The 13127-nt window shown below is 46.0% G+C and carries 14 protein-coding genes and 1 tRNA gene; 4 read left to right on the top strand and 11 right to left on the bottom strand.

What is annotated here, in order from left to right:
- Positions 1-83: 83 nt before the first annotated feature.
- The 8 genes from IEY09_RS19905 to IEY09_RS19870 all read right to left on the bottom strand — a co-directional run bounded on the left by IEY09_RS19905 (position 84) and on the right by IEY09_RS19870 (position 7016).
- Complete coding sequence (locus tag IEY09_RS19905; RefSeq protein ID WP_229778058.1) at positions 84-419, bottom strand: Fic/DOC family N-terminal domain-containing protein; 336 nt, start codon at positions 417-419, stop codon at positions 84-86.
- 342 nt (positions 420-761) lie between these two features.
- Complete coding sequence (locus IEY09_RS19900) at positions 762-1292, bottom strand: hypothetical protein (RefSeq protein ID WP_099457171.1); 531 nt, start codon at positions 1290-1292, stop codon at positions 762-764.
- 662 nt (positions 1293-1954) lie between these two features.
- Positions 1955-2932 carry a transposase gene (locus IEY09_RS19895; RefSeq protein ID WP_069453862.1) on the bottom strand — a complete coding sequence of 326 codons (978 nt, stop codon included), beginning with the start codon at positions 2930-2932 and terminating at the stop codon, positions 1955-1957.
- Positions 2933-3051: 119 nt separating this feature from the next.
- Complete coding sequence (locus IEY09_RS19890; RefSeq protein WP_188872385.1) at positions 3052-3372, bottom strand: hypothetical protein; 321 nt, start codon at positions 3370-3372, stop codon at positions 3052-3054.
- 21 nt (positions 3373-3393) lie between these two features.
- Entirely contained in the window at positions 3394-4578 is a 1185-nt protein-coding gene (locus IEY09_RS19885; RefSeq protein WP_188872383.1) for a BaiN/RdsA family NAD(P)/FAD-dependent oxidoreductase, read from the bottom strand.
- A 240-nt stretch (positions 4579-4818) separates the two neighbouring features.
- Entirely contained in the window at positions 4819-5835 is a 1017-nt protein-coding gene (gpsA, locus tag IEY09_RS19880) for an NAD(P)H-dependent glycerol-3-phosphate dehydrogenase (RefSeq protein ID WP_037431152.1), read from the bottom strand.
- Positions 5836-5839: 4 nt separating this feature from the next.
- Positions 5840-6325 carry a protein-export chaperone SecB gene (secB, locus tag IEY09_RS19875; RefSeq protein WP_011620882.1) on the bottom strand — a complete coding sequence of 162 codons (486 nt, stop codon included), beginning with the start codon at positions 6323-6325 and terminating at the stop codon, positions 5840-5842.
- Between the two features lie 256 nt (positions 6326-6581).
- The gene (locus IEY09_RS19870) at positions 6582-7016 is read right to left on the bottom strand and encodes a rhodanese-like domain-containing protein (RefSeq protein WP_011620881.1); all 435 of its coding nucleotides are present in this window, start codon (positions 7014-7016) and stop codon (positions 6582-6584) included.
- A gap of 265 nt (positions 7017-7281) precedes the next feature.
- Here IEY09_RS19870 and gpmM point away from each other — a divergent pair, with 265 nt between their 5' ends.
- Genes gpmM through IEY09_RS19850 form a run of 4 tightly spaced genes read left to right on the top strand, consistent with a single transcriptional unit; the run spans position 7282 to position 11992 of the window.
- A complete protein-coding gene (gene gpmM / locus IEY09_RS19865; protein ID WP_188872381.1) occupies positions 7282-8826 on the top strand; it encodes a 2,3-bisphosphoglycerate-independent phosphoglycerate mutase in 1545 nt (514 codons plus the stop codon).
- Between the two features lie 10 nt (positions 8827-8836).
- Entirely contained in the window at positions 8837-9970 is a 1134-nt protein-coding gene (locus IEY09_RS19860) for a murein hydrolase activator EnvC family protein (RefSeq protein ID WP_037414470.1), read from the top strand.
- 48 nt (positions 9971-10018) lie between these two features.
- The gene (locus IEY09_RS19855) at positions 10019-11224 is read left to right on the top strand and encodes a S41 family peptidase (protein WP_037431155.1); all 1206 of its coding nucleotides are present in this window, start codon (positions 10019-10021) and stop codon (positions 11222-11224) included.
- 12 nt (positions 11225-11236) lie between these two features.
- Positions 11237-11992 (top strand): divergent polysaccharide deacetylase family protein, encoded by a 756-nt coding sequence (locus IEY09_RS19850; RefSeq protein ID WP_188872379.1) that lies wholly within the window; start codon positions 11237-11239, stop codon positions 11990-11992.
- On the opposite strand, the gene IEY09_RS19845 is transcribed toward IEY09_RS19850, so the two are convergent.
- The 3 genes from IEY09_RS19845 to IEY09_RS19835 all read right to left on the bottom strand — a co-directional run bounded on the left by IEY09_RS19845 (position 11967) and on the right by IEY09_RS19835 (position 13081).
- Positions 11967-12422 carry an Rrf2 family transcriptional regulator gene (locus IEY09_RS19845; protein ID WP_169548488.1) on the bottom strand — a complete coding sequence of 152 codons (456 nt, stop codon included), beginning with the start codon at positions 12420-12422 and terminating at the stop codon, positions 11967-11969. The genes IEY09_RS19850 and IEY09_RS19845 overlap by 26 nt on opposite strands.
- A 21-nt stretch (positions 12423-12443) precedes the next feature.
- Entirely contained in the window at positions 12444-12698 is a 255-nt protein-coding gene (locus IEY09_RS19840; RefSeq protein ID WP_011624688.1) for a YkgJ family cysteine cluster protein, read from the bottom strand.
- 306 nt (positions 12699-13004) lie between these two features.
- Positions 13005-13081, bottom strand: a tRNA-Asp gene (locus IEY09_RS19835).
- Positions 13082-13127 lie beyond the last annotated feature (46 nt).

The raw sequence follows: 13127 nt of genomic DNA, 5'->3' as shown, positions 1-13127 counted from the left end.
GCTTACGCGATGATTAGGGCTTTGAACAAACTTACTGGGCTAGGCATGCCTGTAACTTACCGTGTAGTTTGATATTTAGACGATTATGAGGGGCTTTGTTCGCTGAATCGATTTAGGAAACAAAGCCAAGCAAAAGCATAATCTTGGACTTCTTTGGTAGCAGGGTTAGTAATGGCCTCTTCAAATAAATTGGCCTTATAAAGCTCATCGTGCGTAGTGACGATATTCTCAACTTCAGAACTATCTTTTGCCTCTTGCAGAGCTAACGTATTGATTAAAATAGCTTCATTGGGAATGCTGGCTGCGACACCTTTAAGCTCTGCCAAGTAGCGATGTGCTTCGGCAGTTTTTTTGAGTACCGAACGGGTTTCCCACAGTTCAATGTTAGGAAGAGGAAGCAAAGCCAGTGAGTCTAACATAGATAAATTCCACTCTTTTCTATACTGAAGAGATTCAATATGTATAGTTTTCCTCAAAAATTATACATGACAGAGAAAACATGTATAGTTTTTCAAGTTTTCTATACATTACACCTAACTAGTTAGACTCAATGGCAAGAATGTTAAAAATGGTAGGATTACCGCAAAAGAGTCACGCAGCACAATACAGCTAACCAACTGATATACAAGAATGAACTCGAGGCTTTTCAGAGTTCTGCGAAGAAGCGGCATACAAACCTCCTTGTTTAATGCTTAACCAAACCAAGCATAATAGGAGGTTGACTTAAGTGCTATTAAGGATGGGTGTCCAGTTTTTCAGCCTCAAGTAAAGTTAAGCATAAATTCGTCCAAATCTTTTGCGATAGTATCTATCGTTTTCTTTTCTGACTGCCGAAGAACTGCTGCATGATAAGAAAATTTGTTACGCAATTGCTGAAAGTTCAATTGGTAGCTTTTCCCACTCAATATGGTTTCAATCGGATTATTGTAGCCTTTGAATAGACCGAGCAAACCAGACCTTTGGTCTAAACTACTTTTTATGGATGCAGCAACATTTACGACATCATGGTAATCATCACAAAACTGCCTTAGCATCGTCTCATAATTAAATTGACTAATTTGAAATTCATTTTCTAAAGCAACACGATTTTTTAATTCATTGATTTGGTCAAAAATAGAAGATAAACGTAAATAAATATTAGATACGTCGATCTGAGCTATTAATCCAATATTCCGTTTATAATTTTTTTCGTTTAAGTCAAAAGAGTTTGTTGGGTTTCTCATTTCTTCAAAAACACTCATTATTAGTTTTTTGAACAAATCTAATACGTAGTTCGGATCAGTTAGTTCCATAATCTTACCTAAAAAATAGAGTCACCCAAAGTAAAGCAATAACATAATTCACTTTCGATTTTCCGACAACACATCTGGCTAGAATGACTTCAATAAGTAACAAGAAAAGTAGCAAGGCTGCATTCGAGGTAAAGAATCGAGATAATAGCTTAGATAGTTACGATTGCCATTGTCGTAACTTTGACCGTTGGCGGCATGTATGCCGCCTTCGAGCCTATAGGGATACTTCTTGTAAAATAAAAAGGCGGCGTGTCACAGGGGAAACAGTGACAATGTATACAACGCCAACTTCCTTGAATTGTTATGTGCAGAAAACAAACTTAAATTTACGTATTCCACCGCGCTAACTGAGAATTTCCCAATATAAATTCGATCTCATTTTGCGACAGTACATTTGCATCTTCAGATTCAAGCACTTTAATATCTGGACTAAACTTGGCCACCCAATTTAAATCAACAACATAACGGACTTTCAGTTTGCCTACAACTTGTAAAAGTTAACATTGTTTAAAAAAGAGCCATCAAAAGACGCAGGGGCAGCATCTGAGGCAATAAATTGCGCTAATTCTTTCAAAAATGGGTGCTTTTCAGACGAGGGATATCGTCCCTTAGTGCTTGGGATGTGTTCTGAATGTAGGCTTTTGAAGTGATGTCAGTCGTTGTCAATTGCAGTGAAAGTGCTGACAGCTTGCGGCAAAGTGCCGTCGTCGCTTTTCTAAGTGTTCGCAGTAATCGGTCAGCTTTTGCAATGTGCCTACAGGGCCATGAAATAACTTGCCAAATTCGGTTGTCAACTTGAGCCAATTGTCATGGGGGATATTTAATCTGTTCAGTATCTTGGCACTACTTTCACTGATGTATCCACGTTTATCATTGCGAATAATTCGGCCGGTATCATCCACCAATTGAAGGTAATCCATTAATGAAAACGCAATGCTATTGGGTTGGTTGTCGCACTCGCTACCGATAAAAGGTAGAAGATTGCTGGGCTGCTCACCTTTTAATGCGGCCCGAATACGTAGTTGAATACTGGTATGGTCGGATTGTTCTGGTGTATCAGCGAGTTGTGCTCTGATGGGATTTAAATCGACGTAAGTCATACAAGCTAGCACAGCGGCTTCATCGAGTAGGGCTTGGGATTTAAACCGCCCTTCCCAGAACCTACCTGTGCAGTTATCTTCTTGATTTGCTTGTCTTGCAATCGGTTCGTTGAGGCAGCGCATAAACCATGAGATATCACATAATCGACTACGATAAAGGGCGATTGAGTGCTTTAATCTGTTGACCTGATGAGATTCAACCAACTCACCTTTAACAAATTTTCGCGTTAACTCATCGCCTTTAAACAACTTATGCCACTGCTCAAGCACTTCGCGGTCAGTCCAACGATTGGCAGTCTCGATATCGACTCGCAGCACCAGATGCAGATGATTCGACATCACCGCAAAGGCCGCCACATCAATAGCAAAAACCGCTTCAAGTTCAAACAATAGCGATTCGACCCAAGCGCGGCGATGGTCATAGTTTTTACCCGAATAGGTATCATCACCACATAAAAATGCCCGCCGAACAACGCGGCTACAGCAATGGTAATAAGGGGTGTCTTCAAGACTTATCTGAGTTCTGCGAGGGCGCGGCATACAAACCTCCATGTTCAATGCTTAACCAAAGCATAGTCGGAGGTTAGCTACCGCGCTATTAAGGCTGGGTGTCCGTGTTTTTGTGTTTTGTTTGTTATGTGCAGAAAACAAACCTAAATTTACGTATTCCACCGCGCTAACTGAGAATTTCCCAATATTAATTCGATCTCATTATGCGACAGTACATTTGCATCTTCAGATTCAAGCACTTTAATATCTAAATGACATCCCATATTGGCACAAAAGAACTGTACTATTTTCAATCTAAAACTCGTGAGTTCATTTACTTCTAACTCTTTGCTTGCGCTACTTAGCAACTTGAGAGCATCAACTCTTATACGGACGTATTCTTCATCAACCCAATGTTCATCTGAATCATCCTCAAAATTGTTATGACAAGCGATTTCTAGTTCATTTAATTTTTCTAAATATTTCTTCAAACTTTATTGTTCCCAAACAGACTAAACCGCTTGTCCAGCCGCCACACCAGATGCCCAGGCCCATTGGAAGTTAAAGCCGCCTAACCAACCGCTGACATCCATCACTTCGCCGATAAAAAACAGGCCGGGGACTTTTATGGCTTCCATGGTTTTGGAGGACAGTTCATGGGTATCTACGCCGCCGAGGGTCACTTCGGCGGTGCGATAGCCTTCGGTGCCATTCATTAAGACTGTCCAGCGGTGCAGATCGTCGACTAACTTGGCGCGCTCTGCATGAACCAGCTGATTTAAGGCTTTGTTGAGCAAAGCTTCATCGAATAACACTTCCACCAGCCGCTTAGGTAACCACTGGCTTAAGGTATTACGCAGACTCTGTTTAGGATGTGCGGCCAGTTGTTGCTCTATGGCCTGTGCGGCATCCATATTGGGTAATAGATTGATTTCTATAGTTTCGCCCGCTTTCCAATAGTTGGAAATCTGCAAAATAGCGGGGCCAGATAAGCCTCTGTGGGTGAAAAGTAAGGCTTCGCTAAAGGCTGTGCCATCTTTGGCGGTAATACGGCTCGGTACGGCAATGCCCGATAGCGGTTCGAAGCGAATTTTATCTTCACTGTGCCAAGTAAAAGGCACCAGACCCGCGTGAGTTGGCAACACCTTAAGCCCAAACTGCTCGGCCAATTGATAACCGTAGGGCGTGGCGCCAAGTTTTGGCATAGATAAACCGCCGGTGGCGATCACTAAGGAGTCGCAACTTAACTCGCCATTTGAGGTGGTTAGCGCAAAGCGGCCTGCCTCAGTTTTGCTCACCGCCAGAATATCGGTGCGCAGTTTAATGCTCACACCCGCCCATTCGCATTCGGTCAGCAGCATAGTGACTATCTCTTTGGCCGAGTCATTACAGAACAGCTGGCCATGGTCGCGCTCGTGGTATTCAATGCCGTGGCGCTCAACCAGTTCGATAAACTGTTGCGACGGATAACGCGCCAACGCGGATTTAACAAAGTGTGGGTTGCCACAGATAAAGTTGGCGGGTTCGACTTTCAGGTTAGTAAAGTTACAACGGCCACCACCGCTGATAAGGATTTTACGCCCTGCCTGCTTGGCATTATCGAGTACCAGTACATCACGACCTCGGTAACCCGCTGTTGCAGCACACATTAATCCTGCGGCGCCGGCTCCGATAATAATTACATCATGATGTTTCACACTTATACTCCAGTCGATAAATTGATTTAGCTATTGCCTATCACCCCAAATAGTTCAAAGACTGAGTTACGGTATTGATCTTCGATATTGGGGTAGATATTCCGCATTCAGCATCCACTCTTAATGGATACAGCCAATGCCCGACTGCTGCCGGTAACATTAAGGCGATAGCGATCGGACATAAAAAAGGGCGCTATTTTAGCACCCTTTATTTTATTCAGCATCATCACGGCTCGCGCTTTATTGCGCTGGCGTTTCTGATTTTTTTTCTCTGCTGAGCAGTTCTTTGGCGGCATCCAAGGGCGCTTTGCCTTGGTATAACACTTGGTAGATTTGCTCGGTGATCGGCATTTCGACGCCCATGCGCTTCGCCAGGGTAAACACTTCTTTAGTATTGCGATAACCTTCAACCACTTGGCCAATTTCTGCCTGGGCGGTATCCACATCGCAGCCTTTACCTAAGGCTAAACCAAAGCGGCGGTTACGGGATTGGTTGTCGGTACAAGTTAACACTAGGTCGCCTAATCCAGCCATGCCCATAAAGGTGGCAGTACTGGCGCCTAAGGCTTCACCTAAGCGGGTTAACTCGACTAAACCGCGGGTGATTAACGCCGTTCTGGCATTAGCACCAAAGCCAATACCGTCGGACATGCCCGCACCAATGGCGATAACGTTCTTCACCGCGCCGCCTAATTGCAGGCCGATAAAGTCGTCGTTAGCGTAAACACGTAAGCGTTTAGGGCTGTGCAGCAATTCCACTAGCTCAGCGGTAAATTTTGGACAGGTGCCCGCAACCGAAATCGCCGTAGGTAATCCCATGGCTAATTCCTTCGCGAACGTCGGTCCTGACAATACCGCCAGCGGATATTGCTCGCCTAACACATCACGGGCCACATCTTGCAGCAAACGTCCGGTTTCAGGCTCGAGTCCTTTGGTTGCCCATACGATGCGAGCATCTTGGCGTAACAAAGGTTTCGCTTGGGCCAATACCGAGCCAAACACATGGCTAGGTACGACAATCAGCACATTATTGCTGGCCGCTAAAGCTTTGGCTAAGTCGGCTTCGATATGTAAACACTCAGGAAAGGCAATACCCGGCAAGAAAGCTTGGTTGCATTTGTCCTGAGCGAGCGTCTGCATATGGGCAGGATCGTGCCCCCACAACAAGGTCTTATGACCATTGCTGGCTAAAGAGATGGCAAGGGCGGTGCCATAAGAGCCCGCCCCTAACACCGTGATATCGGCAGAGTTTTTCATGTAATTAAGCGTTAGCTTCTTCGGCTGCGGGTGCAGCTGCTGCGGCTTGACGTTGTTGCACGTATTGTGCGAACAGCGCGTCGAAGTTTACTGGTGCTAAGTTAAGTTGTGGGAAAGTACCACGACCCACTAAGCTACCTACAGCTTCACGCGCATATGGGAATAGGATGTTAGGGCAGTATGCACCTAATGAGTGAGCCAGTTGTGGCTCAGTCAGACCTGCGATTGAGAAGATACCCGCTTGTTGTACTTCACACAGGAATGCAGTTTCGCCAGCGTTTTGTGCAGTCACAGTCAAAGACAGAACCACTTCGTATACGTCATCGGCTAATTTAGCGCTGCGAGTGTCTAAATCTAACTTAACTTCTGGATTCCATTCTTTTTGGAATACAGCTGGGCTGTTAGGTGTTTCGAAAGAAACATCTTTAGTGTAAACACGTTGGATGTTGAATTGTGGGGCTTGTTGTTCGTTGTTTGCTACTTCAGCCATAATTTCCTACCTATCCTATCAATGTTATGCCAGCGCTTTTGTGGCTGGCTTTTTGTCAATTTAGCTCGGGCTTATTACGAGGCCTGTATTAGATCTCAGTACCGTCCCTACTTTCCCTTAACGGGTACTTGTGAAGTCAATCTAAACACTTAATAAAGCCCTTAGTGACTGCAGGATTAGTATGCCAAACAATGATGACGCTACTGCTGCACAATCAATTAACTATGCAGCACAGCGCATAACTGCCGCCGACAACTTATCTTTTGCTTTTTGAAACAGGCATATTCGCTGCCTGCCATTCACCCATACCACCTTTCAAGTTATACAGGTTTTCAAAACCTTGTTTACTTAAAAGCTGAGCCGCTTGAGACGAGGTCATGCCAGCATTGCATACCAGTATAATGGGACTACCTTTAAACTTTTCAAGGGCAGAAACCTGATTATTTTTGATATCCGCGAGCGTAACGTTAACTGCATCAACAATATGGCCCTTGCGGAATTCGTCATTTGAACGCACATCCACGACTTTAGCGTCTTGTCTGTTCACCATAGTGGTGAGTTCTTGATGAGTGACATTTTTGATTTTAGAGAAGCTCGATTTGATCACACTGACCACAAGCATTACAAACAAACCCACCCAAGCCAGACTTAGCATAGTGTGAGCCTTAAAAAATTCGATATATTCTTGCATGGTTACAGCCCGTATAAATGGCGAAAAATTCGATAAGGGCACAGAGTATACCCATTGCCTTGGCAGATTGCAGCAGTTTAGTCACAGTTCTAGAACACAGCTCAGCCCTTGCGCCATCTCGCTTCTCTTGGCGCTCACAGAATCTCCTCAAATAGCGATTCGATGACCTTAATCTAGGTAAAGCGCTTTTTCGTACCCCGCTTACGTAGTAATATTTAACCAATTTCAGATTTCTTTAGCTTCCTTAAACTTTAAAGGTATCACCATGACGACAACTAAACGTCCAATCGCGTTGTTGATCCTCGATGGCTGGGGTTACCGTGAAAATACGCATATGAATGCGATTTACCACGCTAACACACCAGTACTCGACCGTCTCAACGCCCAATATGCCCACGGTTTAATTTCAGGTTCAGGCTTAGATGTAGGCTTGCCCGATGGGCAGATGGGGAACTCTGAAGTAGGCCATATCAACTTAGGTTCTGGCCGAATCGTTTACCAAGAGCTGACTCGTATCAGCAAAGCCATTGCAGATCATGAGTTTGAACAAAATCCAGCCCTTTGTGATGCCGTTGATGCGGCAGAAAAAGCTGGTGGTGCAGTACACATTATGGGTCTGCTCTCTCCCGGTGGCGTACACAGCCATGAAGAGCATATCGAAGCCATGTGCCGCATGGCAGTAGCACGCGGTGCCACTAAAGTGTACTTACATGCTTTCTTGGATGGTCGCGATACCCCACCTCGCAGCGCCAAAGGCAGCCTAAGCCACTTTGATGATCTGTTTACTACATTGGGCCATGGCCGTATCGCCTCGATTATTGGTCGTTACTTTGCTATGGACCGTGATAACCGTTGGGACCGAGTGTCTCAGGCTTACGATCTGATCACCCAAGGCAAGGCGAAGTTCCAATACGATAACGCCGTGACCGCGTTAGAAGCCGCTTATGAGCGTAACGAAAACGATGAGTTTGTGTCGTCTTCAGCCATTACCGATAGCGAAGGCAAAGTTGCCAGCTTGAACGATGGCGACGCGCTGATTTTCATGAACTTCCGCGCCGACCGTGCTCGTCAAATCACCCGCAGCTTTATCAATGCCGATTTCGACGGTTTTGAACGTGCAGTGACGCCAAAGGTTAACTTTGTAACGCTGACCGAATACGCGGCTGATATCAAAGCGCCTATCGCCTATCCTTCTGAAAACCTAGTAAATACTTTAGGTGAAGTGCTGCAAAATCGTGGCCGTACTCAGTTACGTATCTCCGAAACTGAAAAATACGCCCATGTGACCTTCTTCTTCAACGGCGGTAAGGAAGAGCCATTCAACGGTGAAGATCGTATCCTGATCAACTCACCTAAAGTGGCAACCTACGACTTACAACCTGAGATGAGCTCAACCGAGCTGACGGATAAGTTAGTCGCAGCGATTGAATCCGCTAAATACGATGTGATTATCTGTAACTACCCTAACGGTGATATGGTGGGTCATACTGGCAACTTCGATGCGGCGGTTAAAGCCTGCGAAGCTGTCGATGCCTGTATCGGCCGCGTAGTTGACGCACTGGCAAAAGTAGGCGGCGAATGTATTATTACCGCCGACCACGGCAACGCCGAGCAGATGACCGACGAAACCACTGGCCAAGCCCATACGGCGCACACCAGTGAACTCGTACCCTTTGTGTTTGTTGGCCGTGACGCCACCATAGATGAAGGTGGTAAACTGAGTGATGTCGCCCCAACGATTCTGCACCTGATGGGTGAAACCATTCCCGCAGAGATGACGGGTAAGCCCTTAATCCACGTTAAAGAGTAGTTGTTACCTAGTGAGCACTCGACTCCCCGTTAAAGCCAGCATTATTGCTGGCTTTATGATGTTATCTTTCTCGGTCTACGCTTCTGATTTGGAGAAGCGTCAGTCCGAGTTGAAATCCATCCAAGCGCAAATCAACCAACAACAAAGCGCGCTTAAAAACACCAGTAAGCAGCGGGAAAAGTTACTCGCACTGCTACGCAGCGATGAAGAGGCGATTGCGGCGGCAGCCAAAAAGGTCAATAGCACCAAAACCAGTTTGGCGCAGATTGATAATACGCTTGCCGAACTCAAGCAACGCCAGGAAGAGTTAGAAACCCTCAAGGTGAGCCAGCAAAATACGCTTTCAAAACAACTTGCGAGCGCATACCTAGCCGGTAACCACGATTACACTAAGATGATGCTGAATCAGCAAAGTCCCGCCACTATTGAGCGGATGTTGGCCTATTACCAATATCTCAACAAAGCGCGGATGAAGTCGATTAACGAGTTAAAACAAACCATCACAGAGCTGGATGAGATTAAAGTCACCCAAACCAGCAAGCAAAAACAATTAACTAAGTTGATGGCCGAGCAACAAGTGCAATCTAAGCGCTTGAATCAAGAACAAGATCAACGCCAATTAACCCTCAATGAATTACAGCGCACCTTAAATACTAAAGGTGCCGAACTCGAACAACTGCAAATTGAAGAGGCCAGCTTAAAACGGGTGGTTGAACAAGCGCTTAAGGCCATGCGTGACAATCCTTCGATGGAAGGCTTCGATAAACAAGGCGGTAAACTCAAATGGCCAACAAAGGGCCGTGTTACTGCTGGTTTTGGCAGCCCGAGATCGGGCCAAGTGGTGTGGAAAGGCACTATGCTCTCTGCGCCCGAAGGACAAAATATTCGCGCGGTTTCTGGCGGTAAAGTCATCTATGCCGATTGGCTTAAAGGCTTTGGTATGGTGATGGTGATAGACCATGGTAAAGGTTATATGAGCCTCTACGGCCATGCGCAGGCCCTGTTAAAAAGCCCTGGAGACATGGTCAAAACCGGTGAAGCAATTGCTTTAGTCGGACGTTCCGGTGGACAGACAGAGCCTGGCCTATACTTTGAAATAAGGTATAAGGGGCAAGCGGTCGATCCAGCCAAGTACTGTCGTTAATCAGTACTGTCGCTAAGGTGGCCGTCCCCATCAACATCGGGGACGGCTATGAAACATCTAATCCGCAATATCGTCTGCCTTGGACTCGGCCTAAGCCTAGGCCTATCCATTAGCCTCTCCAGCCAAGAGAATGCCAAATCATATCAGAGTGACTTCGACTACCCGCTATTGCAGGATGTATTAGAAACGGTCGAAACCTATTACGTTAAAACCGTTTCCAAAGATGAGCTGGTGCAAGCGGCCATTAAAGGGATTTTTGAGCACTTAGATCCCTATTCCAGCTTTTTAAATCACCAAGAGTTACTCGACTTAAAAGACTCCAATCGCGGCGAATACTTCGGCTTTGGTTTTGAGGTCGCTAGCGATAAAGACCATATCAGCATTATCGCGCCCTTTGCAAACTCGCCCGCCGAACAGGCAGGTATCCAAGCGGGTGACATCATTATCAAGCTAAATAACACGCCAACCACCGAAACCAATCTTGCGGATATACTCAATCAAATCAAACAACATAGCCTCAGCAATCAGAGTATTCACCTCACCTTAAAGCACCATAATGATGACGCCCAGTTCGAGGTATCCCTTAAGCCCAGCACTATTACGATTCAATCTGTCGCCAGCACATTACTGGATGGTAATATCGGCTATATTAGGCTCAGCAGCTTTCAAGAAAACTCCACCGAGGATATGGTGCGCAGTTTAAGCCAGTGGCAAAACGCGCATCTTACGGGCTTGATTTTAGATTTACGCAATAATCCCGGCGGCTTGCTGGATCAGGCAATCAAAATTGCCGACCTGTTTCTAGCTAAAGGACGAATCGTCTCTACCTCAGGCCGCTTCTTCGATGCCAATTCCGACTATTACGCCTCCCCCCAAACCATGCTGACCAATGTGCCTATGTTAGTGCTGATCAATAAAGGCTCGGCCTCCGCCTCCGAAGTCCTCGCCGCAGCCCTACAAGAGAATGGTCGCGCCAAGCTGCTCGGTGAAACCAGCTTCGGCAAAGGCACAGTACAAAGCCTGATCCCCATACTGAACGACGGCAATGCTATCAAGCTCACTATCGCCCAGTACAACACACCCAAAGGGGAAAACATCCACGCTATTGGCATAGTGCCAGATATCAAAGTTGCAACCGAAACTGGCCCCAATCAAAAGAATATGGCTATAATCGACGCCATCTCAGCACGAACCGATGTCAGCCAAGACAACATAGTCATTTCCGCTATTGCTTGGATACAACATCATGACTAATAAGAAGAAATAGTGCGTCTATTTTATATATTGGCCCTTTTGGCTATCAGTATTGCGCCAAGCAATGCAGCTCAAATCGCCTTGATCATCGATGATATCGGCTATCGTCACACCGACGAAGCCGTGCTTTCACTCCCCAGCGCAGTCACCTTATCGGTGCTGCCACACACGCCGCTCAGCAATAAGCTAGCCAAAGCCGCACATGCCAAAGGCCACGAGATTATGCTGCACTTACCCATGCAGGCGCTCAATGGTAAAGCCTTAGGGCTCGGCGGTTTAACCAACAAAATGAGCGAAGCAGAGATACGTAGCAGTGTACTTGCTGCTATCGCCAGCGTGCCCTTCGCTCAAGGTGCCAACAATCATATGGGGAGCCTGCTGACGCAGCTCGATGATCCTATGTTATGGGTAATGGAAACGCTAAAGCAGAAGCAGCTCTACTTTATCGATAGCATGACAACCAAATTCACTAAGGCGGGAGATAAGGCAGATTTACTCGGCGTGCCACTACTACGACGCCAACTCTTTCTCGATAATGACGTCAGTGCAACAGCACTGGAAAAACAGTTTAACTTGATGATAAGCCAGGCTCACGCGCAAGGCAGTTTAGTGGCCATCGCGCATCCTTACCCCGAAACCATTCACTTCTTAAAAACGAACTTAGCACGCCTAAAGGCGGAAGGAATTGAGCTAGTACCGACATCACGCTTGTTGCCCATCGAACTAGCCCATGAGAAAGGCGCTAATCCAACTGTAAGACAGAAATAGTCATATCTGGCAGCAATGCTAGCAACTCATTTCGATTGCTTACAATGTCCTCCAAGCTGTATTGATCGAGCACACTTAAATACGCCTCAACCGCTTTGGCTAATACGCCCTTCAACTGACAGGCGGGAGTGAAGCGGCAGTAAGGTTTGCTGCAATCAATCGGTGCCAGCGAGTTCTCTAACGCACGAATGAGTTGCCCAAGATTAATCTCGCTCGCTGGTTTCCCTAAACGAAAGCCCCCCATCTTACCGCGTATGGTTTCTAGATAACCTAACTTGCCTAAGTGATGCACAATTTTCGAGACATGATTTGGTGACAAATCAAAGACCTCGGTAATCTCAGCGATCCTAAAAAGGGTTGTTCTATCGGGCTGAACCGCCAAATACATCAGCGTGCGAACACCAAAGTCGGTATAGCGTGTTAACTGCATAATTCACCTGTCAGCAATAAACTATTGAGATGTTTGAGATTCAAGGTTTGTGATCAACCAAAGCGCCTCTTCGTTAGAATCCCCACAGACATCTAAAGACGCTTCAAAATCACTACAAACCGCAGGACGATCAGGCGAGCCGAAAATCAAACACAAATTATCATCACTGAGCTGCACACAGCGCTCCCCAGCCGCCTTACCATTTGGCATTCCAGGGATCCCACTGCTAATTGAAGGTGCAATACAACAAGCACCACAGCCTAGGCGACAATTCATTTTATTACTCGTAAAAATTGGTAAACATTATACCGTTTAATTTATCTGTGGGCAGAAACACAGTTCAATACTGCCAAGTGGCGCACAACCACCTCACCCACAAATGAAAAACTGAACTGTCCAGCCGTAAAAATAAGCTGTCTATCATAACGAAAACGGCTCAATTCTTTTAATAAAAATGATGGTATCAGAATAACTTACAAGAATGAGACAGAGTACAACACCGCTGATAGTTAGTCTGAGTAGATTTATTCGGCGAATAAACGAAAAAAGCCTCATCTTTCGATGAGGCTTATTTCTTTATGTTGGCGGAGCGGACGGGACTCGAACCCGCGACCCCCGGCGTGACAGGCCGGTATTCTAACCAACTGAACTACCGCTCCTTTAACTTAACGTTTGCACATTAAGCTAAATTAGGCGCTTGGCGAT

The organism is Shewanella xiamenensis, assembly GCF_014647135.1.
Taxonomy (GTDB): Bacteria; Pseudomonadota; Gammaproteobacteria; order Enterobacterales; family Shewanellaceae; genus Shewanella; species Shewanella xiamenensis.
This window is presented reverse-complemented; position numbering and strand designations above follow the sequence as displayed.